Origin of the sequence: Streptococcus sp. HMSC064H09, from assembly GCF_001812625.1 — a bacterium.
In the GTDB taxonomy this organism is placed as follows: domain Bacteria; phylum Bacillota; class Bacilli; order Lactobacillales; family Streptococcaceae; genus Streptococcus.
Genome location: NZ_KV809550.1, coordinates 63,725 through 89,534 on the forward strand (window position 1 = coordinate 63,725; position 25,810 = coordinate 89,534).

Sequence of the window (25,810 nt, forward strand, 5' to 3'; positions counted from 1 at the left end):
CTCGTATGGCCGTTTTATTGTCTAGAACGTGAGATAAGGAGTTTGAAAATGGTAGAAATCAACAACTTAAAACATGATATTGAAGCACTAAGTGCTGAACGTGAGGCTTTGAGAAAAGAGGTAGAAGCACTCGAAGCCAAACGTGACGATCTCTTCGAAGGTATTAGAGATGCAGAGCAGATGAAGGGCGTTGCTTGGGATTCCTATTATGCATTAGTGGACCACCTTAATGCTGAGGAAAAGCAAAGAGGGTTTGCTAACAACTATTGGGAACATGTACACAGAACGGTCCAAATAGAAATGGAATTTGTTTTGAGTCGTGGTCTTCGTTTTAAGCGTTTATTGTCTGAGGGACAGTATGAACTTGTCTTACAGGAACTAGACGTTTTTGAAAAGGAATTGGATGACTTGGCCCGAGGCTTTGGTGTAGAATTAGACCGTTTGCCAGAGGAACCGAAGTGGAAATAATGGAAGTGAAGCTCTTAAAGTAATAGATTTAAGGGCTTTTTGACTGCTAAAAAGCGACCCTTGTTTAGGATCGCTTGTCTTATGAAGTCAGTCGCTGATTTAGCTGATCTTGTTTTGTTCATCCATATAGGACGTATCATTCCAACATTTAAGAGTGAAGTGCTCGAAATCATTGGTTTCGAGAATAGTGACAGAAGCATTGTCAAGACCGCCTGCCTTACGAAGAAGACCAGGTTCAAAACCAAGGAGTGTACGGATAGAAGCCGTTAAGTTAGCTCCGTGACCGACGATGAGGACATTTTTAGCATCACTATCTTTAAGTGTTTTAACAAATTCGGCCACACGTTTGGTTGTCTGGTAGACAGACTCAGCTTGGAAGTCATTAGCACGGAAGTTGGCTAGGTTATGACGGAAAGCATCCATTTCTTTTGGATAGATGGCCTGAACGAGTGCAATTTTTTGCCCTTCCAGTTTACCAAGTTGCCATTCACGCAGAGCTTTAGTGTAGGTAACTTTAGCTTTAGGCTTTTGAGACTCCATGATGAGTTCAGTGGTTTTTTTAGCACGTGGTAGGTCACTTGAGAAGATCAAGTCAAAATGTGTGTCACTGAGATAGTGACCTAACTCACGTACTTGTTCGATAGATTCTTTAAGCAAAGGCGAGTCTCCCTTGGCGCCTTGAAGTCGGCCTTCCAAGTTCCACTCGGTTTTACCGTGACGTACAAAATACAGTTTCATGATTACTCCTTAATATCAGCAAATTCAGCATTAACAAAATCAGCAAGATCTTGACTATTGATACGGATAGAACGCCCAATTTCCCCCGCTGAGACAATAAGGAAGCCAGCTTCTCGGGCAGATTGATCGATATAAATAGGGAAATTGTGCTTTTGGCGAATTCCCACTGGGTTGTTAGCTCCGTGAACATAGCCAGTTGTTTTTTGGAGATCCTTTTGTGGAATCATTTGAACTTTCTTGTTCCCTGAAATTTTAGCTAATTTCTTTTCAGACAGGTGTTCGGTGATAGGGACGATGCCGATGACTGGTCCTGTCTTATCTCCCTTAAGCGCGAGGGTTTTATAAATGCTCTCACGCGCCACATCTTCTGGAAGCTCTCCTTCTAAACCATTGAAGGATAAGCTATCATGGTCAATATTAGCTTTATCAAGAATTTGGTCAACCAAGGTCTTCTTGACTTTGCCTTTCTTAGCCATTGTCATATCTCCTTTTAAAGTTATACATTTCTACCATCCATTATAACACATTCGTCCGAGCACGCCTAAGCCAATTTGACAAGAAGAAAACCAGTGTCTAAGGCACTGGTTTTTACTGACTACTAGATGAACTTGTCGAAGTAGTCTTCTTATTTTTAGTTGGTTTTTGCTTAATCTTACCAAAGAGTTTTTCAAAGGTTTTACGTTTGTTTTTCTCAGGATTGATTTGGTTAAGATCTAGGATATTATCGAAACCAGGCAGGCTTCCTTGTGACGTATACTGGTGAAGGTCATAGTCGATTTCAGTATTTGGTAGAGCCTCATAATAACCAGAATCGGTACCGTAGGCTGGAATCCAAACAGCATCAAAATTTTTAGTTGAAACTTCTTGCTCAAGCATGAAGTAAGCACCAATATAGAGACCAACGTTTTCAGCTCCTAGACGTTTGAGCTCAGCGAGAAAGGCTTGAACACCTTGCTCCATGTTGGACATGGTTTCTTCTTCAACGTCGATCCAGTAATAAGTAGGTTTGTATGGAGAAGCATTTTTGTAGAAAATACGAGCTTCTTCCTTCATCTCTTTAACAGAAGTACCTTGAGCGTAGGAATAGACGGCAACTGGAACGTCACGTTTTTTGAGTTCTTTGATATGTGTTTTAAAAGATTTGTCGACCCCATTCGAACTAGCGGCATTGCTATCCTTACTAATCTGTGATCCACCGAAGACGCGGATAATAGCACCAGAAATATGATTTGACAAGACATCGTAATCGATATCCTGAGGTAGTTGCCACCCCGAAAGGTCGATAATGGGATTGAGTATCAGCTCCTCGTCGGAACTGCTAGATGTACTACTGGTTGTTGTTTTTGGTGTAGTAGCATAAGGAAGAGCAGATTTCACGTTTTGAAGATGCGCCTGCTGTTTGGACGTATTGTGAATATTTGCAATAACTAATGCTAATCCTAAAAGAGCTAGAACCACGTAAACAACGATCGGTTTTATTCTTTTTCTCATTACTCCCATTTTACCTTAAATAGTGCAAAAATGCAAAATAGAGTGTTTATAAATTCTGTGAGAGATATTAAAGTGACTGATTTCCAAAAAGCCTTTGTAGTACTGACTTAGGCACATTTTATGAATAAGGGTGTTTTGAGCTAGTCTTGAATTAAGTGAATTTTTCATTTATTAAAGCAAGAAATTTAGCTTAAAAGTCAGTTTCCTCCTTGAAACTAGCGCTACTAGTGGCATCCGACCAGGCTACAAGAGCTTGAGCAGAGTTATCTAGATAGGTTTTGAGAGGCTGCTTCAAATCATAGATGGTCTCCCAAAATCCCAAGACATTTCCATCTTTGTCTATAGCAGCTTGGTAGGTTTGGATGAGGACTTGATCAAAACTGTCTGTTGGAATCTGATAACTTCTTTCTTTGGTAGGAGAGGCTAGCACTTCAGACATGATCCAATCAGGCAGATTTTCAGACTCACGGGGGAAGAAACTACCGTCAGCGCCACCATTGTCATAGAGAAAGTTTCCTTGGGCATCATAGGCTGCTAATTTATAGGGCAGGTGATCCAGTAGTGTTTTTAAATCATTCATACTTTCATCATAGCTTCTTTCATGCAAAATGGCAATGCATTGGATTGAGAAGCATACTATCGTAGGATAGTATCAGTTTGTCCAAGGATAATACTATCTCTTAAATCAATATAAAAGGTATAATAAGGGAAAAGAATACTTGAGGTAATATCATGTCAAAACTTATTTTTTTAGATGTCGATGGGACATTGGTGGATTATCATAATCGCATTCCGGAATCAGCAGTAAAGGCTATTCGTCAGGCCCGTGAAAACGGCCATCTGGTCTATGTTTGTACTGGTCGTAGCAAGGCAGAAATGCAGCCAGAATTATGGGAGATTGGCTTAGATGGGATGATTGGTGGCAATGGCTCTTATGTGGAGCATCATGGCCAGGTCCTTATGCATGAGCTGATTTCTAAGGAAGACGCTACTAAGATTGTGGATTGGTTGACCCAACGTCATCTGGCCTTTTATCTGGAAAGCAATAATGGTCTCTTTGCTAGTCCTGATTTTCGTGAGCGAGCACTTGAGCCAATGAAGACTTACGCCATTCAAAAGGGGCAGTCAGAAGAGTCTGTCGCTGGTAAGAAAACAGAAGATTTTTTTCATGGTCTTAAGTTTGGTGGGGAACTCTACCGTAATGACCTAAACAAGGTCAGTTTCGTTTTAGAATCCTATCAGGACCATCTAGATTCAAAAGAAGCTTTTCCACAGCTTGAAGCCCATACTTGGGGAGGTCGAGGTGAAACAGCCTTGTTTGGTGATCTAGGTGTTAAGGATATTAACAAGGCCCATGCTATTGATGTCCTTTTGGAACATTTGGGGGCTGAGCGTTCGGAGACCATTGCTTTTGGCGATGCAAAGATTGATATCCCAATGTTGGAATACTGTGAGGTTGGGGTTGCCATGGGAAATGGTGGGCCGGAAATCTTGGCTATGGCAGACCTTGTAACAGACGATGTTGAAGCTGATGGCCTCTACAAGGCTTTTGAGAAATTGGGTTTATTGCAATAGAAAAAACTGAGTTCCGTTTGGGAGCTCAGTTTGTGTTTTATGCTGGTTTACGACCGATAAATTTTTTCAAGAGGTACAAGAGATAGCCAACAGCGATATACCCGGCACTGATGACTAGGACATTTACCAAGACCTTGTTCCAACCAAATTTATTGACATTGATAAAGAAGTAGGCGAAGGGGCTATCTTTGGCACCTGGGATTGGGAGTTTTAGAACCAAGCCATTTAGAAGGGCAAAGGCAAAGTAAGACAGAGGGACCACGGACCAGTAAATTGGTTCACGGAGACGGTAGGCTTTCTTAGCATCGAAAATGAGGGTATCAAGCACCAATCCCCAAGGGACAATATAGTGAACCAAGAAATTGCGGAGAGTCCAGAATTTCTCAGGTTCTGTAATAGGAGCCAAGAGGATGTGATAGATGACTCCAGTGATGAGGATGGCCATGGTTACGCCACCCTTGTAACGCAAGAGTTTTGTGTTAGTCGTCGCATCCCCTTTTTTGAAGTCATAGATGATAAAGAAAATCAAACTAGAAAAGACGAGGATATTGGACAAGACGGTGTAGTAGAGCAACATGCCCCAACCATCATCATGGATTTGGATAGAGACTCCTATCAGTCCACAAAGAGCTAGTAAAATACGGTAAAATCGTGAAATAGTCATAAGCTTCCTTTTCCTAATAAATAATCTCTCTTATCATATCACATTTTTCACTAACAATTTTTTGAAAATTCTAGTAAAATCAAAGTAAGAAAGACTTCAAGGAGATTACTATGTCCAATCTAATCGATTATCTTGAAAAGGTTAAGGATATGCCTTTTGACCAAGAGCCACTTAATATCTTGGATAAAGTTTGCATCAATGAAATTGGCTACCTGACTTATGAAAAATGCCTCACAGCAAGTGATTTACAGAAAACCATCAATTTACATGACTATGCCGAGGGTAAAGAGCTAAATCCTGAGTATACCTTCATGGTGACTAAGGAACGGGTAGATTTGGCTGAAGCCATGGTCAGGTCGAAGCGTTTCGCTGGACTTAATCTAAGTGACTACTGTAGTGTCTTGGACAAGGAAGTCGAAAAGCAGTTTGCAGCCATGATTTTTAGCCTGCCTGAACTGGACTACCAGCAGATTGTTTTTCGTGGGACAGATGATAGTGTTATTGGCTGGAAGGAGGATTTTCAGCTGACCTACAGTCGGGAAATTCCTGCCCATCGCTCAGCTATTGCCTTTCTGTCTGAGCACTTGCCAAAACTCAGTGGCTATATCGCTGTTTCTGGACATTCCAAGGGTGGTAATCTTGCCCTCTATTCGGCTGTTCAAGGCTCGACTGCTCTACGCGAGCAAATAGCAGAGCTCTTGCTCCTAGATTCTCCAGGGTTGATGAAATCACTCTTAGAAAAGCCTTCTTACCAAGAGGTGAAATCCAAGATGACTGTTATCAGACCTCAAGATTCTGTTGTGGGGGTTATGCTCTATTGGGATAGGCCTGCCCAGCTAGTCGCAGCAGAAGGCATTGGATTTGCTCAACATAACGCCTTGACTTGGGAGGTTGATTTAGTGACAAATGATTTTGTTTATGAGGACCAGCCAACAGAGTTGAGTCAACGTTTGGAAGAAACCTTCCAAGAATGGATTGAGACCTTGCCAAATCAAGAACTCAAGCAAGTTTGCGATTTGGTTTTTGATACCATCCTTGATTCAGGTATTGAAAGCCTCGATGATATTGGCATCCAAGCCTTGCCACAGATAGGTCAGATGCTGCAAGAATTTGGCAATCTCTCGGACAAACAAAAGAAGGTCTTGCAAGACGGTTTCAACCAGTTACTCTGGATATTTTGGAAGTCAGGAAATAAAAAATCTACCCTGCCCAAGCTTGAACTTCCTGATTTTATCAAGAAGTTGGGTGAATTGACAAATAACGATTAGGGGCAGCTGGACTATAGGAGTGGAGGATATCATGCCTAAAAACGTACTTATTACAGGAGCAACATCAGGAATTGGCGAAGCAACGGCGCGTGCCTTTGCTAAAGAGGGAGAAAATCTCATCCTAACAGGTCGCCGTGTGGAGCGTCTTCAAGCCTTGAAAGAAGAGCTCCAAGCAACCTATCCCAATCAAAAAGTTTGGACCTTTGCACTGGATGTTACCGATATGGACATGGTCAAGGATGTTTGCCAAGCCATTCTCAAAAGTGTGGGGCAAGTACATGTCTTGGTCAATAATGCAGGCTTGGCACTAGGCCTAACAGCCTATCAAGACTATGAGGAGTGGGACATGCTGACTATGCTCGACACCAATGTCAAGGGCTTGATGATGGTGACACGTCAGATTTTGCCAAGCATGGTAGCTACCAATGTGGGCCATATCATCAATATGGGCTCTACGGCGGGCATCTATGCCTATGCAGGTGCAGCTGTGTATTCAGCTACAAAAGCCGCAGTGAAAACTTTCAGCGATGGTTTGCGTATTGATACCATTGCCACAGATATCAAGGTGACAACCATTCAGCCCGGTATCGTTGAGACCGACTTTTCACAAGTTCGCTTTCACGGGGACAAGGACAAGGCAGCCAAGGTCTATCAAGGTTTGGAAGCCCTCCAAGCCCAAGATATTGCGGATGCAGTCCTCTATGTCACCAAGCAACCACGACGCGTCCAGGTTTCAGACATGACTATCATGGCTAACCAACAAGCCACAGGGTTTACGATTTATAGGGGGGGATAAATAGAAGATAAAAACATGGCACCAAGCTGTGTTTTTTTGTTTGAATTTTCCCAAAACTATGAAAGAAACTCTGAAAATGCTATAATGTAAGGGATTACGACAATATTGAGGTAACAAAATGAAGGAATTAATGAATAGAATCAATCAATTTAGAGATGAACGTGATTGGAGAAAGTTTCATAATGAAAAGGATTTAGCTATCTCTATATCATTGGAAGCAAGTGAACTCCTAGAGTTGTTTCAATGGAAAAAATCAGAAGAAGTAGTTGAAAAGTCACTACAAGAAATTAGAGAAGAGCTTGCTGATGTATTTATTTATTCTTTTATGATGGCAGATAACTTGAACCTGGATGTAGAAGAAATTATAAAAGAAAAAATTGAAATAAATGCAAAAAAATATCCTGTGGAATTAAGCAAAGGAAATAATAAAAAGTATACGGACTTGGAGAAAAAATGAGTAAAATTCAATCACCCGTAGTATTAGAAATCGACTATTCCAGTCGAACATTTGATCAATTAAAAGAAACTATCGCACCAAAACATTCTAAGCTTATTTTTGATTATCCAACTGTATATATCGTAAATGATGAAACTAAAAACAAATACAGCGTATATGTTGGAGAAACAACAGATATTATTCGAAGAACAAATCAGCATTTGTCAGATGATATAAAGAAGGATAGAGAAGACTGGCGACAATTTGAACAATCTAAAACATCAAAAATGTTTGTCATTGGGCATAACCATTTCAATAAATCTTTGACCTTGGATATTGAGAATAGGTTAATGCTCTACCTATCAAGTGTTGACCAAGTTGAAAGGGTTCAGAATAGAAGAGGAAATCCTCAAAATCAATATTATACTTCTGAAGAATTAGACGAAATTTTCTCAAAGATATGGAGAACCCTAAATCGGAAAAACCATTATTTATTCCCAGCAGAAAGTTTTATTCGAAATTCAGCGATATTTAAATCCTCTCCATTTCATAAGTTAACAGATGAACAAGTGAGAGCCAAAAATGAAATATTGTTCAAAATTACATCAGTCATCAGTAAGAATGAGACAGGTGTTTTAATTTTAGTAAAGGGTGATGCTGGTGCAGGAAAAACAGTTTTGATGAGTTCTCTCATCGATGATTTGTTGAATTCAGAAGACACACAGATGATTCGTGAAAACAATGATATCAATTTGGTTGTGAATCATGATGATCAACTCAGTGTTTACCAAGAAATTGAGAAAAAATTAGAATGGAAGAGTGGTTCGAATATTAATGTTGTGATGAAACCAACTCAATTTTTGAATGCTATGAAAAAAGAAAATAGCGATGCTGGAATTGTAGTGGTTGATGAAGGCCATTTATTGTTGACTGCAAAAAATCAAGCTTATTTAGGTGGGAATCATTTAAATGATTTACTTGCTAAATCAAAAGTAGTCGTACTTGTTTATGATGAGAATCAAATTATGAACAAATCTCAAATATGGACAGATGATTCTTTCTTGAAATTAGAACACGATGCTAATTTAAAAGGAAATCTCATTACGCTACATAATCAAATGCGTATCCATGCAACAAAGGAGACGGTTGAGTGGATAAGAAATCTGATTGATGCTGGAGTTGTGGGTGAAGTTCCGTTTGATAATGATTATGATATTAGAGTTTTTGACTCTCCTGAAGAGCTTCAAAATGCAATCATAAAAAAAGATGATAATAAGCATTTTGGAATTTCACGCTTAACAGCAACATATGATTGGGAATATAGTAGTCAGTCAAAACCTACGAATTCTGACTATTGGTGTGTCCGTATCGGGGACTGGTCTTGTCCGTGGAACAGACAACTTGCAAAAGAAAAAGACTCTAAGCGTTTATCCTGGATAGAACAACCTCAAACAATTAATGAAATAGGTTCTACGTTTACAGTTCAAGGATTTGACTTGAACTATGTTGGTGTTATTATCGGACCATCCGTGAAATATAGAAATGGCAAAATCGTATTTGATATTACTAAGAGTAAAAATAAAGGTGCTGTTCAAAACAGAAAACTTGAAACAGGTGAAATGATAAACTATGGAGAAACATTATTAAGAAATGAGTTAAATGTTTTGTTGACACGTGGGGTAAACGGGCTATACGTCTATGCGGTTGATGAAGAACTTCAAAAAGCATTAAAAAATGCGATAAAATAAGATAACTTACATATTCCAAAGCTTTTTCCGAATAATAGAAGTAGAGGGGCCAACCCTCTATTTTTTCTTAAGGAGAGGTAAATGGAAAAAAGACACAAGCATGTCTCACCGACCTTGGATATCATGGCCAAGAAGATTTTCAGTCTGCCTGAGGTGACGGTTGCTTTCATTCGAGATATTTTAAATTTGGATGTTGTGGATGCTCAGATTTTGGAGGGGACACAGCTTCATAAAAAGGATTTTGACGAGGATGAGCTCTTTTCAACCTCGGTGGATGTTCGGGCTAAGTTGAATGATGGAACTGAGGTCATTATTGAGATTCAGGTGCGTAAGCAGCATTATTTTCTTAATCGTTTTCATTATTATTTGGCTAACCAGCTGGTGGAAAATGTGCAACAATTACGCCAACAAGGACAGACGCATAAGATGTATGAGCAGATGGAGCCGGTCTATGGTATAGCTATCTTGGAGAAGACCTTGTTGCCAGATGAGGAGTCCCCGATTAATACTTATTGGATGGCCAATAGTCGGACGGGCAAGCCTTTGTATTCTTTCTATAAGGATGGGAAACGGCAAAACCTTCTTCAGATTGCCTTTTTAGAGTTGGATAAGTATAATAAAGGTAAACATATTACTGATGAAGGGCGGCAGTGGCTAGAGTTTTTTGGAAATCTCCCATTTTCTAAGGAACCTAGTCAAGCGGTCACGCATGCCGATTCATTACTGGATTCATCCAGCTGGACACAGGAGGAAAAGGCGATGATTGATGAACGCATACGTATTCAAGAAAATTATGACATGACTATGGAAACAGCTATCGATAAAGCACGTGAAGAAGGCTTGGAACAAGGGTTAGAGCAAGGACTAGAGCGTGGACTTAAACAAGGGTTAGAACGAGGTCGTTATGAGGGACAACTAGAACTGATTCGTAAGATGCTGTCAAAAGGTCTGTCGTTAGAAGTAGTATCGGATGTGACTGGTTTATCGGTTGAAGAATTAGAGACATTGTTATCGTAAGAATCAGTTAGGAATAAACATTTATTTGAAAAGTCAGAGGCAGTTTTTGTCTCTTTTTTTATTTTTGGGTATTTAACATTTGTAATACTTAAACATTCGGAAAATAATACTTTGAATCGTAAAATTAAAAAAGACTGTCAAACGTTTGACATAAATCTGAGAAAACAGATTTAATACAATTTGATTGTTTTAGCCGATAAATCTTGCTAAATAAGCCTTTATGGAAGTTTAGAGTTTTCTCTTTCTTACACGTGAAAGAAATTACCTTTTTGTGCGACATTTTTAGACTATAATTTAGAAATGAATAACTGAACTTTCTAATATGACATTTTTGTTAAGGCCTTGTTAAAATGGATTACTTAGCCTTTTATTTTGTGTTCTCATGACTTATAATTTGTTTTGGTTTGTTTTGGATTAAAGAAACAACAGCATCATTAAGTACATCAAATATTTAAGAGTCTCTGTTTTTAGTTCGAGAATAGCTTAAAACTAAAATGGAGAGATTGTGAAAAAAAGTATCGGGAGAATTAACTTGTTTAGAGAAAGTAAAACAAAACCAAAGTACAGCATCCGAAAATATTCCATTGGGGCAGCATCGGCTTTGATTGGCTTCATGGCTCTTGCCAATGGGCAAGGGGCTCAGGCCGATGAGGCACAATCGATTAGTGATTTGACTGATGCCTCAAATCAGGCACAGACACCTCAAACAGCTTCAACGGCACAATTGGCGACTTCCGAACCAGCATCAGTTGAGACTGTGCAAGCGTCACAGCCTGCCAACATTGCTCCAGTTCAGCCTCAGGTAACAACTGTTCAAGCAGCTGAACAGACTCCGACCATTGATCAATTGGTTGAGGCAAACAACCCTCAAACTCAAGAAACTTCAGCAAATGTCTTAACCAATGCGAGTGAGAACCAAGGTCAAGGTAAGGAGTACAGCACTGATGGTTACGGTGCAAAGATGCCTTATACGACTCATGAGGCAGAGAATGCAAGTGTTGAAAATGGTGCTACAATCCAACAGTCAACGGACATGGAATCTACGGCTGTGGAAGCGACTAACCAAACTTATGTTGAGCTTCTTAAAAAGGATGCGGCAGTTACTTTCAATGTCACTGAGCCAGCCAATGCTTTGAATGTCCGTTATACAATACCTGATGGTGCATCAGGTCAGTTGGATGTGCAGGTCAATGGTTCAAGCGTTGGTAATCTTGATTTGTCATCTCACTCAGCATGGCAGTACCTTAAAGGGGACCATGAGTATGATCAAGCCATTGATGGTTCCAGTGCACGTTTTCGTTTTGATGAGACACGTCTCCTCCTCAAGGATATTCAATTGAAATCTGGTGATAAGATTTCTCTAGTTAAGAAGAAAGATGACAATGTCCCTTACGGTATTGACTTTATTGAGCTAGAGCAGGCTCCAGCGCCTGTTGCTCAAGGTGAAAATAGTATCAGTATCGTGGATAAGGGTGCCTCTGCCAATGATGATAGTGACGACACAGCTGCCTTACTTGCGGCTGTAGAAGAAGCTAAAGCCAGCGGAAAATCTGTCTATATTCCAGAAGGACGTTTCAATTTTGATAAACAGGTTAATATCGAAGCTGATAATCTAAAAATCTCAGGTGCCGGTGTTTGGCATACACAACTACACTTTACAAGTGACAAACGCTATGGTGGTGGTATTGTCTTCGGTCATAATAGTAATGGCATTGAGTTGAGCAATCTTTACATGGATTCCAACTTGACGTCTCGTTATAACGAGGATGCACAGTACAAAGCTATTTCGGGAACACTTGGTAAGGATTCGAAAATTCACGACATTTGGGTTCAGCATTTTGAAGTCGGTATGTGGATTGGAGACTACGACCAGACGGGAAATATGAAGTATACGGATGGTCTTGTCGTTGAAAATGCTCGTATCCGTAATAACTTGGCTGATGGTATTAACTTTGCCCAAGGAACCAAGAATTCAACAGTTAAAAACTCTAATATCCGTGGGAATGGTGATGATGGTTTAGCTATCTGGTCAAGTATTTCAGATGGTACAAATGCCGCAGCTGAGGAAAATAATAAATTCCTCAACAATACCATTGAATCAGGCTGGCGTGCGGCTGGTATCGGTATTTTTGGTGGTAAGGGGCATGAAATTTCAGGAAACCTCATCAAGGACGTCTTTGCTGGAGCAGGTATCCGTGTAAACACTGTCTTTGCAGGTCACAATTTTGACCTCAATGATTCTGGAATTAAGATTCATGACAATACCATTCTACGTTCAGGGACAACTAATGACCTCTATAACCTCCATCGTGGTGCCATTGATTTCCAACAAGTTCGTGGAACAATCAAGAATGTCGATGTCTACGATAATAAGCTATTGAATACCTTGGCTGATCCAGTGATTACCAAAAACTTTGAGATGGGTGACAATGGTAATGGAGAAATCCGTTTATCTAATAATACGATTGACAATAAGGCGACGATTGTTGGGGCTGTCTCAGTAGTTTCTCCAACAAAACCTGTCAATAATCCAGTCTCAGAGACTTCAGTTTCCGAATCGCCAAAGAGTGAGGTAAGTTCATCAGCACCAGTTTCAGAAACACCAAAGAGTGAGGAAACCTCAAGCGCCCCAGTTTCTGAAGTATCTAACAGTGAAGTGATCTCCGAGACCTCAGTTTCAGAAACACCAAAGAGTGAGGGAGGTTCAAGCACTCCAGTTTCTGAAGCATCAAACAGTGAAGTAGCTTCCGAGACTTCAGTTTCAGAAACCCCAAAGAGTGAGGAAAGTTCAAGCACTCCAGTTTCTGAAGTATCTAACAGTGAGGTAATCTCCGAGACTTCAGCATCAGAAACACCAAAGAGTGAAGCAAGTTCAACTGCTCCAGCCTCTGAGTCACCAAAGAATGAGGCAACTTCAGTAGCTTCATCTACTAGTCAGGTTGACGTAGCAATTACTTCTGACAGCCCAGAGACATCTCCAACTTCAGAAAGTACACAAAAGGATCCGATTAGCGAGGTTTCTTCAGAAGTTATTGAAAAGGGTTCAACAAGTCAGGTTGATGTCAAAGTTTCTGAAGCTCCAACAACAGCACGTACATCTGAAGTTGTCAGCATCTCGCCAAATAGTCAGGTCGCTTATAACAATGACCTAAAAATCTCTGTAACAAGTAGTCAGCTCGCCTCAGAAGCTATTCGCTTTAATTCTCTTTTGAATGAGAAGTCTGTGGATGTGATTGCAAGTAAAGTTATGGCGGTTATGGCCTCTGAAACATTAGCCTCAGAAGCGGCATCACTTACAAGCTCTGAAGGTGTTGCCAAAGAGATTAGCAGTGATTTGTCAGAATTGGCGGAAAGCAAGAAGGATGACACACCTAAGAATGTCGCCCGTATTGATAAAGCAACTGAGGCAAAACAGGTGGCCAAGAGTTCTGAAAGCCAAGCTAGCACTTCAAAAGAAAAAGGTAAGTCTAATACGACAACGGTCTTCCTTCTTGTCGGAGTTGCTGCGGCACTAAGTATATCTACAGTTTACCTTACAAAACAAGGTAAAAAAGCAGGTAAATAATAGGTAAGAAGGATCCAAGAAAATGGATGTTTCTTGTTTTTTAAGCAAGTTCTAAGATGGCTAATATCATTATTCTTTATTTTTAATCATCCACTTTGATTTGGTCCTGTATAATTAAAGTGATAAAAAATTAAGGAGTTAAGATAATGAAAGAAAAAAGAAATAGTAGGATTCGTTTATTTGCTCTTCTTGTTTTAGTATTTACTTTAGGTTTCGGATTTTCAGTAGATACTAGCAAACAATCGTTGACTGTAAGCTCTCAAGTAGCTCAAGCGGATGAGAACAATGGTATATTAGCTTTTAATGGTCAAAAGCAGTTTGTCATGGAGGAAAAGGACCAGTTAGGACGTGCCCACAGTGCTCATATACAGTTACAAGATAAGGACGAGCCAAAGAATAAACGCCCCGGTAAAATAAAATATGATCCTGTAGGATGGCATAACTATAAGTTTTATTATGGCGATGGTAAATCAAAATCTTGGTTAATGAATCGAGGACATTTGATTGGCTATCAGTTTTCTGGAGTCAATGACGAGGGCAAGAATTTAGTACCTATGACTGCCTGGTTGAACTCTGGAAATTATAAAGGAACCGATGAAGGTAATCAGTCAGGCATGCTTTATTACGAGAATCGCTTGGATAACTGGCTGGCACTCCACCCTAACTATTGGTTAGATTATAAGGTAACAGCTATCTACAGTGGAGACGAGTTGTTGCCTCGTCAAGTGGAACTTCAGTATGTTGGTATCGATAGTTCTGGAAATCTCTTGGAAATTAAACTTGGTGGAGATAAGGAGACTCTTGATAGTCAGGGAGTCACACATGTTGTCTTAGATAACCAATCACCAAATGCAGAAATCAATTATGCAGATGGGACAGCAACAAATACGGTAACTGAATTTACTGAAGCACCATCTGAGCCTAGTTCTGAGAGTTCACAGGTGACTGAACAACCAAGTTCTGAACCAGAGCCTGTGCAACCTATACAAGAAGAGAATAGAACAGTTTATGTGGCGCGTCATGGAACAGCAGATGTTTATTGGTATGACATCAATAGTATGACTAGCAACACCAACAAAGCAAATGTCGTTACTATGACAGAAGCAGATGCCCTAGCCCAAGGCAAACGACACACGTCTAAAGAGTAATAAAAGAAAGCTGGACAAGATGTCCATTTTTTTTGTAAAACGGCTCACATTTTACCACTTTTATCTGAAAATTTGATATACTGAGACTATCAAAATATTTGTAAGAGAAGTCGTACTGACTCTTTTTAAGCATAAGAAAGGAAACTAAATATGATTTGGATTATTATTGCCATTATTGTTGTTCTTGTGATTTTTATTATTGCAAGTTATAACGGCTTGGTTAAAAGCCGTATGCAAACCAAGGAGGCATGGAGTCAAATTGATGTTCAATTGAAACGTCGTAATGACCTTCTTCCTAACTTGATTGAAACAGTTAAAGGTTACGCTAAATATGAAGGTTCAACGCTTGAAAAAGTAGCAGAACTTCGTAATCAAGTAGCAGCTGCGACTTCTCCTGCAGAAGCTATGCGTGCCAGTGATGAATTGACTCGTCAGGTTTCTGGAATCTTTGCCGTAGCTGAAAGTTACCCTGATCTTAAGGCTAGTGCCAACTTCAGCCAGCTTCAAGAAGAGTTGACGAACACTGAAAATAAAATTGCCTATTCGCGCCAACTCTATAACAGTGTGACAAGTAACTACAATGTGAAATTGGAAACTTTCCCAAGCAATGTTATTGCTAAAATGTTTAGCTTTAAGGCTGCTGAATTCCTTGAAACACCAGAAGAAGAAAAAGCTGTTCCTAAGGTTGATTTCAGTGGACTAGGTAACTAATATGTTATTTGATCAGATTGCTCGAAATAAGAGAAAGACTTGGCTTTTGCTCCTGGTCTTTTTCCTCTTGTTGGGTCTTGTTGGTTACGGTGTCGGCTATCTTTGGTTAGGTTCAGGCTTCGGTGGTCTGATTCTTGCTCTAGTTATCGGTTTTATCTATGCTGTTACCATGATTTTCCAATCAACCAATGTCGTTATGGCTATGAATGGTGCACGAGAGGTTGATGAACAAACCGCTCCGAACCTTTATCATGTGGTCGAGGACATGGCTATGGTGGCTCAAATCCCAATGCCACGTGTCTTTATTGTCAATGATCCTTCAATGAATGCTTTTGCAACGGGATCTAGCCCTAAAAATGCTGCTGTAGCTGCTACAACAGGTCTTCTTGCGGTTATGAATCGTGAGGAACTTGAAGGAGTTATTGGACATGAAGTGAGTCATATTCGCAACTACGATATCCGAATCTCTACCATAGCAGTTGCCTTAGCATCTGCCATTACCATGCTAGCTGGGATGGCTCGTAATATGATGTTCTGGGGTGGAGGCCGTCGTAGAAATGATGATGACCGTAATGGAAGCAGCGGTTTGGAAATTATTCTTCTCATTATTTCCTTGATTGCCATTATTCTTGCGCCTTTGGCAGCTACCTTGGTTCAGTTGGCTATTTCACGCCAGCGTGAATTTTTAGCTGATGCTTCTAGCGTCGAATTGACACGTAACCCACAAGGTATGATTAATGCTCTGCTTAAACTTGATAATAGTGCGCCAATGCAACATCATGTGGATGATGCTAGCGCAGCCCTCTTTATCAATGACCCTAAAAAAGAATCTGGTTTGCAGAAGCTCTTTTATACCCACCCCCCAATTTCAGAACGGGTGGAACGCTTGAAACAAATGTAAAAAAAGTGAGGCTGATGACACTTCTAAGTGTGTTCATCAGCCTCGCTTTTTTAGTTTGATTCAATATAAAGGTTGCTAGCAACAGTTTCTGGAATTTGAATTTCTTTTCCATCAATATTCAGGCGGTATAGTAGTGTAAAAGGGTCAAAGCCTTCAAAGGTAAAAGGTGTTCCAATTTTAAGACCGACAGTCTTCAAATAATGGAGTAGATCAATTTGATCTTGAACTCGACGAAGGACATAGTCTCCAGGAGCAAGGTCTTGTGTAAAAGTCTGGTTGTAGATTTCCTCTATGAGCTGACCTGATTTAGGAATCTGCCCACCGTGTGGACAGGTTTTGGGGTAATTGAGTAGGCGGTCAAGGGCATTGATAAAGTGATCAGAGACAGTATGCTCTAAAATTTCTGCCTCTTGATGAATTTGATCACAAGTGTATTGCAAGTGGTCCACCAAAAAGGCTTCGATGAGGCGATGTTTCCGATAGAGTTCAGCAACGTTGATTGTACCTGTTTCCGTTAGGAGGTAGCCCTTGGCTTTATCTTTGATGATAAGGCCTTCTGAAATCAATTTCTTAATCATTTCTGTCACAGCAGGTGGAGACACCTGCATGCGGTTCGCAATTTCCTTATTACTAATTTTGCCTTCTTCAGTACCAATCTCATAGATACATTTGAGGTAGTCTTCTTTATTAGGTGTCATTTCTCTTCCTTTGAAAATAGTCTCATCTTAGTATAACAGATTTATCAGAAGAATACAGAACATATCTTAGATAAGATTTTTACTGATTCAAGCCTTGGGTGATTTTATCCAGATTATATTTCATCATGTTGTAGTAGCTGTCACCGTTTTGCCCTTTTTCAGCAATAGAATCTGTAAAGATCTTTGCATAGATAGGAATATTGGTATCCTTAGATACTGTTTTCATAGGGCGTTCATCGACACTAGATTCGACAAAGAGAGCTGGTACCTTTGTTTGACGTAGTTTTTCCACGAGTGTTTTGATTTGGTCTGGTGTGCCTTCTTCTTCTGTATTGATTTCCCAGATGTAGGCAGATGGTACGCCATAGGCTTTTGAGAAGTATTTGAAGCATCCTTCACTAGTGACAATCAGTTTTTTCTCATCGGGAATCTTGTTAAATGTTTCTTTAGCTTCTTGGTCCAGTTTACTAAGTTTGTCAGTATAGGATTTTAGATTCTTTTCGTAGTAGGTCTTGTTTTTAGGGTCCTTAGCAATCAGTTGCTTGGCAATATTTTGAGCATAAATAATCCCATTTTCCAGATTAAGCCAAGCGTGGGGATCCTCTTTACCTTTTTCTGACTGACCTTCAAGATAAATCACCTCAACACCATCACTAACTGCAAAATAATCTTTATTTTCTGTCTTATGAGCATTCTTGACTAACTTAGTAAACCAAGCATTTCCACCAGTTTCTAAATTGATACCGTTGTAAAAAATCAAGTCAGCTTGCGATGTCTTCTTTACATCATCAGGAAGGGGTTCGTATTCGTGAGGATCCTTACCAACGGGGACAATACTGTGGAGAGTGATTTTATCTCCGGCAATATTTTTGGTGATATCAGCAATAATGGAATTGGTCGTAACGACTCGTAATTTATCCTTGTTACTGCCTTGTTTATTGGTACAAGCTGTTAGAGTAACTACCGCTAAAAGTAGTAGTACTATTGTTGATAGTATTTTTTTCATATTATTTTCATCCTATTTTTTATTGTTTAGAAGTTTTATTCATGCCACTTTGTTTTGGGGCGATGAAAAAGCTGATGAGAAAGAGTAGAGCAGACGTTAATACAATGCTCGAACCAGCTGCAATATTAAAACTATAGCCGATAAAAAGACCTAGAACAGATGCCAGAGCCCCCAATCCTGATGAGAGAAGAATCATTGTTTTTAGGCTATGAACATAAAGGTAGGCAGTGGCAGCCGGTGTAATTAAAAGTGCCACAATAAGAATAGTGCCAACACTCTGCATGGCAGTTACAGAAACCAAAGTTAGAATAACCATAAGTAAGTAGTGGTAGAAGGTGACCTTAACTCCCATAGACTTGGCCAAAATTGGATCAAAGGATGTTAGGAGTAGAGGGCGAAAGAAGATTGTAATAGTTGCTAGTACGAGAAGTGAAACGATAATCGTTATCCACATATCCATGTCTTGTACAGCTAGAATATTCCCGAAGAGAATATGAAAGAGATCTGTGGAACTATTAGCAACACCGATGAGAATAATACCGAGAGCTAGAAAGCTCGAAAAGGTAATCCCAATTGCCGTGTCACTCTTAATAATGGAATTGCTTTTGATATAGGTAATCATTGTAGAAGCTAAAAGTCCAAAGATGATGGCTCCTATGAAAAAGTTAATACCCAAGATAAAGGAAGTAGCTACGCCGGGTAAAACCGCATGTGAAATCGCATCACCCATAAGCGACATGCCTCTTAGAATAATAAAACAACCAACAGCCCCTCCGACAATTCCAATAACTAAAGCCGTTATAAGAGCATTTTGTAAGTAGTGGAAATTTAGCAAACCATCAATAAATTCAGAAATCATTTACATCTCCTTTATAAAATAAACTGTTACCGTAGGTTTTACGGAGATTATCCTCATTAAAAACAAGATTAGTAGGCCCACTAGCAATCAGTTTACGATTTAGGAGGATAACTTGGTCAAAATAATGAGGAACTTTGCTCAAATCATGGTGGACAATAAGAATAAGCTTACCTTTGTCCCTAAGTTCTCTCAAGGTGTTCATGATAATATCTTCGCTAACAGAGTCAATCCCTACAAAGGGTTCATCTAATAAAATAATATCAGCCTCTTGTACAAGACAACGAGCGATTAGAACACGTTGAAATTGCCCTCCTGATAATTGGCTTATTTGTCGATGGGCCAAATCATTTAGACCAAGTAGTGTTAAAGCATCTGTGACCTTAGACCAATCACTCTTAGATAGACGTTTAAAGAACTTGGTTTTGGGATAGAGTCCTAGAGAGATGCACTCTCTGACAGTAATCGGAAAGTTAAAATCAATATCAGCCTTCTGTGCAACATAGGAAATACGATTCAATTGCTGACGAATAGGTTGTTTATTGAAAAGGATTTTTCCAGAGTGAGGAATAATACCAATTAATGCTTTAATTAGAGTTGATTTACCAGCACCATTTGGTCCAATAATCCCAGTAATACTAGGTCCCTCCAAGTTTAAGGTGATATTATCCAGAGCTAATGTCTGTTGGTAAGACACATTAATATTTTCAATTTGAATCATTAGCTACCTCCTTGAGTTTAATATACTTTAAAATAAAAAATAAGTCAAGTTAACTTTTATAATTAATCAAACTTAATTATTTACTGTTGTCAAGATGACAGAGGATAGTGAATGAGAGTAAACTTTTTATATCAAATATTCAGCCTGCTCAAACCGTTTGATATTTGGGAGAGGCAACAAGGGACATTATTTTCTTCAATTTGTACGATCTTACTCTGTATTTCAAGAAATCTTTAGTTTTTATTTTGAAAAACTAGTCATATTTCCTTATTTCTGGCATAATATATGTATGAAACTAACGATTCAACGAATGGCTCGAATAGCCATTTTGTCAGCTCTGGCAGTAGGATTGCGGTCGGCATTTATAGGATTGCCAAATATTCAGCCTATTACAGCTATGTTTTTTGTGGCTGTTCTTTACTTGGGTTTGGTAGATGGTCTCTTGATTATGGCTTTAACCATGTCCATCTCAGGATTCATCTTTGGTTTTGGTCCTTGGGTCTTTAATCAGATTCTTGCCTTCGGCGTCTTGATGGCTCTTTGGAGTTTGATTGCACCTAGGTTGTCACTTGTTTGGCAGATTGCTTTGGTAACTCTCTTGTCCTTTCTCTATGGGGTTCTCATGGATTATAGCTATGGCCTCCTATTTAGAAGTGGGATTACCTTTGTTATTTCTGGTCTGCTTTACGACACCTATCATGCAGTATCGACGCTTCTATTCTATCCATTCATCCAGTCTATTTTTAGGAGGTTTTTGAAATGAAAAAATTATTGACATATATTTTTCTTGCTTTATCACTTGTTACTCTAGCAGCCTGTGGAAAAAATGAGGCAGCTAAACTTACTAGCAGCACAAATAATCATCAGTCTAAGGTTCAAGGTCAAGTGACTTTGATTTTGAAAACAGATAAGGAAAGTAAGAAAAAATCAGTAGAAATCCAAAAAGGTGATACAGTGCTTGATGTATTGGAAGAGGTATATCCTGTTCAAGAAAACGATGGCTTCATCACTGAGATTGATGGTATTTCTCAAGATAAAGATAAGGGGATCTATTGGATGTTTGATGTCAATGGTAAACTAGGTGAAAAAGCAGCCAACCAACTTAAGGTTGAAGATGGCGATGAAATCAAATTCTATCAAGAAAAGTATAATTAAGATTCTGAACTCTGTTTCAGAGTCTTTTTTAATAAAGTTCGGAAATAGCCTTGAAAATTTATTTGAAAAAGTCGGAAAATTGCAAAATAACTGACGATTTAAAGGAAAATAGTTTACTTTTGTTTTAAAAGTGATATGATAAGAGGGTACTACATAAAGTAAGGAGAATAAGGTTTGGCTTTTAATAAATTGGAAAGCAGTAACAACCAGGAAATCATCTCTGAAGAAGTTGGTATCTTGAAAGAATTGTTGGATGATGCAACACGAGGCATGGCTGGAGAGCAAGGTCTCACAACTATCCAACATTTGGTTGAACTTTATGATGAAGGTGACTATGTGGCCCTTACACAAGCCATTTCAGAAATGACAAATGACGATATGGTCGTTGCATCACGTTATTTCTCTTTGTTACCTCTTTTGATTAATATCTCTGAAGACGTGGATTTGGCTTATGAAGTCAACCACAAGAACAATATTGATGAATCTTATCTAGGTAAGTTGTCTGAAACCTTTGATGTTGTCGCTGAAAGTGAAAATGCACGTGACATTCTTGAACATGTCAATGTCGTGCCAGTATTGACAGCCCACCCAACTCAGGTTCAACGTAAAACCATGCTTGAATTGACTAACCACATTCACGAACTTCTCCGTAAGCATCGTGATGTTAAGGCTGGTCTTATCAACAAGGATAAATGGTATGCGGATTTGCGTCGTTATGTAGAAATTATGATGCAAACAGATATCATTCGTGAGAAAAAACTTAAGGTTAAAAACGAAATCACTAACGTTATGGAGTATTATAACTCCTCATTGATTAAGGCGATTACGAACTTATCGCATGAATTCAAACGTTTAGCGGTTGAAAAAGGTATCAAACTTGACAATCCAACACCTATTACTATGGGGATGTGGATTGGTGGTGACCGTGACGGGAACCCATTTGTAACAGCAGAAACTCTTAAACTTTCTGCAACAGTACAAAGTGAAGTTATCCTCAATTACTATATCGAAAAAGTTGATAATCTTTACCGTTCATTCTCCCTCTCATCACGCTTGACTGAGGTTTCAGATACAGTAGCAGAGATGGCGAAACATTCTCCGGATACATCTGTTTATCGTGAAAATGAACCTTACCGTCGTGCTTTCAGTTACATCCAGTCTAAGTTGATTCAGACACTTCTTTTCTTTAAAGAAGGAAACTTTAGCAAGGAAAGAGTTGCCAAACGTCTTTCTGAAAATGTTCGTCTAGGCTCAGCTTCAACGGGTGAAGTAGTAGCTGATTACGTGCAACAACGTCTCAGCCAAAGTCTTCAAGCTGTCTCACAACAAACGACTGAATTTTATGAAACAGCTGAGGATTTCCATGATGATCTTTTGGCAATCAAAAATTCACTTCTTGAAAACGACGATGCTGTCTTAATTTCAGGTGATTTTGAAGAGCTTCTCCAAGCTGTAGAAGTCTTTGGTTTCTATCTTGCTACAATCGATATGCGTCAGGATTCAAGCGTTCATGAAACTTGTGTGGCAGAATTGCTTAAGTCTGCTAATATTGTTGATAACTATAGTGAATTGACTGAGGTTGAAAAGGTTGCGGTTCTTCTCAAAGAATTGCAAGAAGATCCTCGTACTTTGTCATCAACTAATGTGCCTAAGTCAGAAATTCTTGAAAAAGAATTGGCAATCTTCCGTACAGCTCGTCTCTTGAAAGACTATATTGGTGAAGATGTCATCAAACAACATATTATCTCTCACACTGAGAGCGTTTCTGATATGTTTGAGTTGGCTATCCTTCTTAAAGAAGTTGGCTTGGTTGATACAGAACGTGCGCGTGTCCAAATCGTTCCACTTTTTGAAACTATCGAAGACTTGGAAAACTCTAATGATATCATGAAACAATACCTTGGTTATGATATCGTTAAACGTTGGATTAAGAATAGCAATAACTACCAAGAAATCATGTTGGGTTACTCAGACTCTAACAAAGATGGTGGTTACTTGTCATCTGGTTGGACCCTCTACAAGGCTCAAAATGAATTGACTAAGATTGGGGAAGAGCGTGGTATTAAGATTACCTTCTTCCATGGTCGTGGTGGTACTGTTGGTCGTGGTGGTGGCCCATCATATGATGCCATTACTTCTCAACCATTTGGTACAATCAAAGACCGTATCCGCTTGACTGAACAAGGTGAGGTTATCGGTAATAAATATGGCAACAAGGATGCTGCTTACTACAATCTTGAAATGCTTGTTTCAGCTGCTCTTGACCGTATGGTGACACGTCAAATTGCCGATCCAGAAGAATTGGTTGATTTCCGTGAGGTTATGGACGGAATTGTTCACGATTCAAATGTTATTTATCGTGACCTTGTCTTTGGAAATGAACATTTCTACGATTACTTCTTTGAAGCTAGTCCTATCAAAGAAGTGTCAAGTTTGAATATTGGTTCTCGTCCAGCTGCTCGTAAGACTATTACTGAAATTTCTGGTCTTCGTGCGATTCCTTGGGTATTCTCATGGTCACAAAACCGTATCATGTTCCCAGGTTGGTATGGTGTGGGTTCTGCCTTTAATCGCTTTATCCAAGCTGAAGAAGGCAACCTCGAGAAACTTCAACATATGTTTGAAACATGGCCATTCTTCCGTTCACTTTTGTCAAACGTAGACATGGTGCTTTCAAAATCAGATATGAATATCGCCTTCCACTATGCACAATTGGCAGAAAGTGAAGAAGTTCGTAGTGTCTTCAATATTATTTTGGATGAGTGGCAGTTGACTAAAGATGTCATTCTTGCGATTGAAAAACATGATGGCTTCCTAGATGAGAGTCCGTCACTTAAAGCAAGTTTGGACTTCCGTTTGCCATACTTCAATGTCTTGAACTACATCCAAATTGAATTGATTAAACGTCTTCGTAACAATGATTTGACCGATGACGAAATTAGCCTTATTCACATTACCATCAATGGTATTGCAACAGGTCTTCGTAACTCTGGTTAATCAAGTAAAGTTCATCACTTTAGTGGTGGGCTTTTTGTTATGGGAAAATTTCTGTTATAATAGGACCATGATTGCTATGGAAACGATTGAAAAGCTGTCCAAAGAAAAGCTTCCCATGATAACTGTCTTGGCTGGTGAGGATTTAGGGCAGTATAGTCAAGCTAAAGAAAAATTTTTAAAACAAATTGGTTTCGATCCCAGTGACTTGACCTATTCTTATTTTGATATGTCAGAGACTGATTATCAAGATGCTGAGCTCGATTTAGAAAGTATGCCTTTTTTTGCAGATGAGAAGGTGGTCATTTTTGATCATTTCGCAGATATGACTACTGCTAAAAAGTCGTATCTGGATGAGAAAGAGTTGAAGCGTCTTGAAAATTATCTTGAGTCTCCTGTTGAAACAACTCGTCTTGTCTTAATGTCTGCAGGAAAGCTAGATGGAAAGCGTCGTTTAGTCAAACTTCTCAAACGTGATGCCATGGTGCTTGAAGCTAGTCCTTTAAAAGATGCAGAACTTAGAACCTATTTTCAAAAGCAGGCGCATCAAGAGGGGCTTACTTTTGATACAGGAGTTTTTGAGGAACTTTTGATCAAGTCGAATTTTGATTTTTCAGATGTTCAAAAAAACTTAGCTTTTCTAAAGGGATATAAAACTGAAGGGAATATCTCATCACAGGACATTGCGGAGGCCATTCCGAAAAGTTTGCAAGATAACATTTTTGATATGACGCAACTTCTTATACGAGGACAGATTCAGAGCGTTCGTGAATTGGTTCATGATTTACGGCTGCAGGGTGAAGATGAGATTAAGTTGATTGCTGTTATGTTGGGACAGTTTCGTACCTATTTACAGGTTAAACTTTTATCTGCTCAAGGTAAAAGTGAGCAGCAAATTGTTTCAAGTCTCTCAGATTATCTAGGGCGTAAAGTTAATCAGTTTCAGGTTCGTTTTGCACTGAGAGATAGCCGTCCCTTATCAGTAGCATTCTTAAAGATGACGATTAAGATTTTAGTAGAGACAGATTACCAGATAAAAACAGGAACTTTAGATAAAGACTACTTGTTTGATTTAGCACTTTTAAAAATTCTATCAAACCGCTAGAGATTTAGAGTTTTCTATGATTTTGTAAGCAAAATTTTTGAAAGCTCTACCACTTTGCGGTAAAATGAATAAAAAATGAAAAGAGGACCTTTACTATGGCAATTATTCTTCCAGACCTTCCTTACGCATATGATGCTTTGGAACCATACATTGATGCTGAAACAATGACTCTTCACCACGATAAACACCATGCAACTTATGTAGCAAATGCTAATGCTGCTCTTGAAAAACACCCAGAAATTGGTGAAGACCTTGAAGCACTTTTGGCTGACGTGGAACAAATTCCAGCAGATATCCGTCAAGCACTTATTAACAATGGTGGTGGACACCTTAACCACGCACTTTTCTGGGAACTCTTGTCTCCTGAAAAACAAGAACCAACTGCAGAAGTAGCAGCTGCTATTAACGAAGCTTTCGGCTCATTTGAAGCCTTCCAAGAAGCTTTCACAGCAGCAGCAACAACTCGTTTTGGTTCAGGTTGGGCATGGCTTGTTGTTAACGATGAAGGTAAACTTGAAGTTGTTTCAACTGCTAACCAAGACACTCCTATCTCAGACGGTAAGAAACCAATCTTGGCGCTTGATGTTTGGGAGCATGCTTACTACCTAAACTACCGTAACGTACGTCCAAACTACATCAAAGCTTTCTTTGAAATCATTAACTGGAATAAAGTTGCTGAGCTTTATGCAGCAGCTAAATAAGTTTAAAATTATCCTCAATAAAAGAGGATAATTTTTTTGTAATATGAT

At 39.2% G+C, this 25,810-nt stretch carries 25 protein-coding genes; 16 read left to right on the forward strand and 9 right to left on the reverse strand.

All coding sequences use genetic code 11. The features are described from left to right. Positions 1 to 48: 48 nt before the first annotated feature. Positions 49 to 468 (forward strand): hypothetical protein, encoded by a 420-nt coding sequence (locus tag HMPREF2867_RS00360; protein ID WP_070574922.1) that lies wholly within the window; start codon positions 49 to 51, stop codon positions 466 to 468. 99 nt (positions 469 to 567) lie between these two features. Here HMPREF2867_RS00360 and HMPREF2867_RS00365 read toward each other — a convergent pair whose 3' ends face one another. The 4 genes from HMPREF2867_RS00365 to HMPREF2867_RS00380 all read right to left on the reverse strand — a co-directional run bounded on the left by HMPREF2867_RS00365 (position 568) and on the right by HMPREF2867_RS00380 (position 3,277). Beyond that, positions 568 to 1,206 carry a histidine phosphatase family protein gene (locus tag HMPREF2867_RS00365; RefSeq protein ID WP_002890596.1) on the reverse strand — a complete coding sequence of 213 codons (639 nt, stop codon included), beginning with the start codon at positions 1,204 to 1,206 and terminating at the stop codon, positions 568 to 570. Positions 1,207 to 1,208: 2 nt separating this feature from the next. Next, positions 1,209 to 1,682: an aminoacyl-tRNA deacylase gene (locus HMPREF2867_RS00370; RefSeq protein WP_070574925.1), complete on the reverse strand. Its 474-nt coding sequence runs from the start codon at positions 1,680 to 1,682 to the stop codon at positions 1,209 to 1,211. Between the two features lie 112 nt (positions 1,683 to 1,794). Beyond that, positions 1,795 to 2,697 carry a glycoside hydrolase family 25 protein gene (locus HMPREF2867_RS00375; RefSeq protein ID WP_037597645.1) on the reverse strand — a complete coding sequence of 301 codons (903 nt, stop codon included), beginning with the start codon at positions 2,695 to 2,697 and terminating at the stop codon, positions 1,795 to 1,797. 190 nt (positions 2,698 to 2,887) lie between these two features. Beyond that, complete coding sequence (locus HMPREF2867_RS00380; RefSeq protein WP_070574928.1) at positions 2,888 to 3,277, reverse strand: sodium transporter; 390 nt, start codon at positions 3,275 to 3,277, stop codon at positions 2,888 to 2,890. A gap of 152 nt (positions 3,278 to 3,429) precedes the next feature. Here HMPREF2867_RS00380 and HMPREF2867_RS00385 point away from each other — a divergent pair, with 152 nt between their 5' ends. Further along, positions 3,430 to 4,272, forward strand: a complete 843-nt coding sequence (locus tag HMPREF2867_RS00385) for a Cof-type HAD-IIB family hydrolase (RefSeq protein ID WP_070574931.1) — start codon at positions 3,430 to 3,432, stop codon at positions 4,270 to 4,272. Positions 4,273 to 4,309: 37 nt separating this feature from the next. Here the strand turns inward: HMPREF2867_RS00385 and HMPREF2867_RS00390 are convergent, their stop codons facing one another. After that, entirely contained in the window at positions 4,310 to 4,936 is a 627-nt protein-coding gene (locus HMPREF2867_RS00390) for a Pr6Pr family membrane protein (RefSeq protein WP_070574934.1), read from the reverse strand. Between the two features lie 110 nt (positions 4,937 to 5,046). On the opposite strand from HMPREF2867_RS00390, the gene HMPREF2867_RS00395 reads away from it, so the two are divergent. The 9 genes from HMPREF2867_RS00395 (at position 5,047) to htpX (ending at position 16,526) form a co-directional block, all read left to right on the forward strand. Next, a complete protein-coding gene (locus tag HMPREF2867_RS00395) occupies positions 5,047 to 6,204 on the forward strand; it encodes an Mbeg1-like protein (protein WP_070574937.1) in 1,158 nt (385 codons plus the stop codon). Positions 6,205 to 6,235: 31 nt separating this feature from the next. Continuing rightward, entirely contained in the window at positions 6,236 to 7,000 is a 765-nt protein-coding gene (locus HMPREF2867_RS00400) for an SDR family NAD(P)-dependent oxidoreductase (RefSeq protein WP_070574939.1), read from the forward strand. A 118-nt stretch (positions 7,001 to 7,118) separates the two neighbouring features. Further along, positions 7,119 to 7,457, forward strand: a complete 339-nt coding sequence (locus HMPREF2867_RS00405; protein ID WP_070574942.1) for a nucleotide pyrophosphohydrolase — start codon at positions 7,119 to 7,121, stop codon at positions 7,455 to 7,457. Further along, a complete protein-coding gene (locus tag HMPREF2867_RS00410; RefSeq protein WP_070574945.1) occupies positions 7,454 to 9,184 on the forward strand; it encodes a DNA/RNA helicase domain-containing protein in 1,731 nt (576 codons plus the stop codon). The genes HMPREF2867_RS00405 and HMPREF2867_RS00410 overlap by 4 nt, the downstream gene beginning before the upstream one ends. 81 nt (positions 9,185 to 9,265) lie before the next feature. Further along, positions 9,266 to 10,201 carry an Rpn family recombination-promoting nuclease/putative transposase gene (locus HMPREF2867_RS00415; protein ID WP_070574948.1) on the forward strand — a complete coding sequence of 312 codons (936 nt, stop codon included), beginning with the start codon at positions 9,266 to 9,268 and terminating at the stop codon, positions 10,199 to 10,201. Between the two features lie 505 nt (positions 10,202 to 10,706). Beyond that, positions 10,707 to 13,766 carry a YSIRK-type signal peptide-containing protein gene (locus HMPREF2867_RS00420; protein WP_256263046.1) on the forward strand — a complete coding sequence of 1,020 codons (3,060 nt, stop codon included), beginning with the start codon at positions 10,707 to 10,709 and terminating at the stop codon, positions 13,764 to 13,766. A gap of 146 nt (positions 13,767 to 13,912) precedes the next feature. Further along, positions 13,913 to 14,914 (forward strand): DNA/RNA non-specific endonuclease, encoded by a 1,002-nt coding sequence (locus tag HMPREF2867_RS00425; RefSeq protein ID WP_070574950.1) that lies wholly within the window; start codon positions 13,913 to 13,915, stop codon positions 14,912 to 14,914. 150 nt (positions 14,915 to 15,064) lie between these two features. Further along, positions 15,065 to 15,625 carry a LemA family protein gene (locus HMPREF2867_RS00430; RefSeq protein WP_070438911.1) on the forward strand — a complete coding sequence of 187 codons (561 nt, stop codon included), beginning with the start codon at positions 15,065 to 15,067 and terminating at the stop codon, positions 15,623 to 15,625. A gap of 1 nt (position 15,626) precedes the next feature. Next, entirely contained in the window at positions 15,627 to 16,526 is a 900-nt protein-coding gene (gene htpX, locus HMPREF2867_RS00435; protein WP_048790736.1) for a zinc metalloprotease HtpX, read from the forward strand. A 50-nt stretch (positions 16,527 to 16,576) separates the two neighbouring features. On the opposite strand, the gene HMPREF2867_RS00440 is transcribed toward htpX, so the two are convergent. The 4 genes from HMPREF2867_RS00440 to HMPREF2867_RS00455 all read right to left on the reverse strand — a co-directional run bounded on the left by HMPREF2867_RS00440 (position 16,577) and on the right by HMPREF2867_RS00455 (position 19,807). Further along, complete coding sequence (locus tag HMPREF2867_RS00440; protein ID WP_048790737.1) at positions 16,577 to 17,224, reverse strand: metal-dependent transcriptional regulator; 648 nt, start codon at positions 17,222 to 17,224, stop codon at positions 16,577 to 16,579. Positions 17,225 to 17,303: 79 nt separating this feature from the next. Beyond that, entirely contained in the window at positions 17,304 to 18,230 is a 927-nt protein-coding gene (locus tag HMPREF2867_RS00445) for a metal ABC transporter substrate-binding protein (RefSeq protein ID WP_048790738.1), read from the reverse strand. Positions 18,231 to 18,249: 19 nt separating this feature from the next. Continuing rightward, on the reverse strand, positions 18,250 to 19,089 hold the full coding sequence (locus tag HMPREF2867_RS00450; RefSeq protein WP_021147014.1) for a metal ABC transporter permease: 840 nt from the start codon (positions 19,087 to 19,089) through the stop codon (positions 18,250 to 18,252). Next, a complete protein-coding gene (locus HMPREF2867_RS00455) occupies positions 19,079 to 19,807 on the reverse strand; it encodes a metal ABC transporter ATP-binding protein (RefSeq protein ID WP_002890643.1) in 729 nt (242 codons plus the stop codon). Before HMPREF2867_RS00455 ends, HMPREF2867_RS00450 begins: the two co-directional genes overlap by 11 nt. Positions 19,808 to 20,096: 289 nt before the next feature. Here HMPREF2867_RS00455 and HMPREF2867_RS00460 point away from each other — a divergent pair, with 289 nt between their 5' ends. The 5 genes from HMPREF2867_RS00460 to sodA all read left to right on the forward strand — a co-directional run bounded on the left by HMPREF2867_RS00460 (position 20,097) and on the right by sodA (position 25,762). Then, positions 20,097 to 20,570 carry a substrate-specific component CbrT of cobalamin ECF transporter gene (locus tag HMPREF2867_RS00460; RefSeq protein WP_021147012.1) on the forward strand — a complete coding sequence of 158 codons (474 nt, stop codon included), beginning with the start codon at positions 20,097 to 20,099 and terminating at the stop codon, positions 20,568 to 20,570. Then, complete coding sequence (locus HMPREF2867_RS00465) at positions 20,567 to 20,962, forward strand: DUF4430 domain-containing protein (RefSeq protein WP_048790740.1); 396 nt, start codon at positions 20,567 to 20,569, stop codon at positions 20,960 to 20,962. Before HMPREF2867_RS00460 ends, HMPREF2867_RS00465 begins: the two co-directional genes overlap by 4 nt. Before the next feature lie 174 nt (positions 20,963 to 21,136). Further along, positions 21,137 to 23,959 (forward strand): phosphoenolpyruvate carboxylase, encoded by a 2,823-nt coding sequence (ppc, locus tag HMPREF2867_RS00470; protein ID WP_002890650.1) that lies wholly within the window; start codon positions 21,137 to 21,139, stop codon positions 23,957 to 23,959. A gap of 67 nt (positions 23,960 to 24,026) precedes the next feature. After that, entirely contained in the window at positions 24,027 to 25,061 is a 1,035-nt protein-coding gene (holA, locus tag HMPREF2867_RS00475; protein ID WP_037597662.1) for a DNA polymerase III subunit delta, read from the forward strand. Between the two features lie 95 nt (positions 25,062 to 25,156). Next, positions 25,157 to 25,762, forward strand: a complete 606-nt coding sequence (gene sodA, locus HMPREF2867_RS00480) for a superoxide dismutase SodA (protein ID WP_049545964.1) — start codon at positions 25,157 to 25,159, stop codon at positions 25,760 to 25,762. Positions 25,763 to 25,810: the final 48 nt, after the last annotated feature.

Excerpts from the sequence above, each read along its gene's own strand:
- HMPREF2867_RS00360 (WP_070574922.1), top strand. The coding sequence starts at position 49 with ATGGTAGAAATCAACAACTTAAAACATGATATTGAAGCACTAAGTGCT.
- HMPREF2867_RS00365 (WP_002890596.1), bottom strand. The coding sequence starts at position 1,206 with ATGAAACTGTATTTTGTACGTCACGGTAAAACCGAGTGGAACTTGGAA.
- HMPREF2867_RS00370 (WP_070574925.1), bottom strand. The coding sequence starts at position 1,682 with ATGGCTAAGAAAGGCAAAGTCAAGAAGACCTTGGTTGACCAAATTCTT.
- HMPREF2867_RS00375 (WP_037597645.1), bottom strand. The coding sequence starts at position 2,697 with ATGAGAAAAAGAATAAAACCGATCGTTGTTTACGTGGTTCTAGCTCTT.
- HMPREF2867_RS00380 (WP_070574928.1), bottom strand. The coding sequence starts at position 3,277 with ATGAATGATTTAAAAACACTACTGGATCACCTGCCCTATAAATTAGCA.
- HMPREF2867_RS00385 (WP_070574931.1), top strand. The coding sequence starts at position 3,430 with ATGTCAAAACTTATTTTTTTAGATGTCGATGGGACATTGGTGGATTAT.
- HMPREF2867_RS00390 (WP_070574934.1), bottom strand. The coding sequence starts at position 4,936 with ATGACTATTTCACGATTTTACCGTATTTTACTAGCTCTTTGTGGACTG.
- HMPREF2867_RS00395 (WP_070574937.1), top strand. The coding sequence starts at position 5,047 with ATGTCCAATCTAATCGATTATCTTGAAAAGGTTAAGGATATGCCTTTT.
- HMPREF2867_RS00400 (WP_070574939.1), top strand. The coding sequence starts at position 6,236 with ATGCCTAAAAACGTACTTATTACAGGAGCAACATCAGGAATTGGCGAA.
- HMPREF2867_RS00405 (WP_070574942.1), top strand. The coding sequence starts at position 7,119 with ATGAAGGAATTAATGAATAGAATCAATCAATTTAGAGATGAACGTGAT.
- HMPREF2867_RS00410 (WP_070574945.1), top strand. The coding sequence starts at position 7,454 with ATGAGTAAAATTCAATCACCCGTAGTATTAGAAATCGACTATTCCAGT.
- HMPREF2867_RS00415 (WP_070574948.1), top strand. The coding sequence starts at position 9,266 with ATGGAAAAAAGACACAAGCATGTCTCACCGACCTTGGATATCATGGCC.
- HMPREF2867_RS00425 (WP_070574950.1), top strand. The coding sequence starts at position 13,913 with ATGAAAGAAAAAAGAAATAGTAGGATTCGTTTATTTGCTCTTCTTGTT.
- HMPREF2867_RS00430 (WP_070438911.1), top strand. The coding sequence starts at position 15,065 with ATGATTTGGATTATTATTGCCATTATTGTTGTTCTTGTGATTTTTATT.
- htpX (WP_048790736.1), top strand. The coding sequence starts at position 15,627 with ATGTTATTTGATCAGATTGCTCGAAATAAGAGAAAGACTTGGCTTTTG.
- HMPREF2867_RS00440 (WP_048790737.1), bottom strand. The coding sequence starts at position 17,224 with ATGACACCTAATAAAGAAGACTACCTCAAATGTATCTATGAGATTGGT.
- HMPREF2867_RS00445 (WP_048790738.1), bottom strand. The coding sequence starts at position 18,230 with ATGAAAAAAATACTATCAACAATAGTACTACTACTTTTAGCGGTAGTT.
- HMPREF2867_RS00450 (WP_021147014.1), bottom strand. The coding sequence starts at position 19,089 with ATGATTTCTGAATTTATTGATGGTTTGCTAAATTTCCACTACTTACAA.
- HMPREF2867_RS00455 (WP_002890643.1), bottom strand. The coding sequence starts at position 19,807 with ATGATTCAAATTGAAAATATTAATGTGTCTTACCAACAGACATTAGCT.
- HMPREF2867_RS00460 (WP_021147012.1), top strand. The coding sequence starts at position 20,097 with ATGAAACTAACGATTCAACGAATGGCTCGAATAGCCATTTTGTCAGCT.
- HMPREF2867_RS00465 (WP_048790740.1), top strand. The coding sequence starts at position 20,567 with ATGAAAAAATTATTGACATATATTTTTCTTGCTTTATCACTTGTTACT.
- holA (WP_037597662.1), top strand. The coding sequence starts at position 24,027 with ATGATTGCTATGGAAACGATTGAAAAGCTGTCCAAAGAAAAGCTTCCC.
- sodA (WP_049545964.1), top strand. The coding sequence starts at position 25,157 with ATGGCAATTATTCTTCCAGACCTTCCTTACGCATATGATGCTTTGGAA.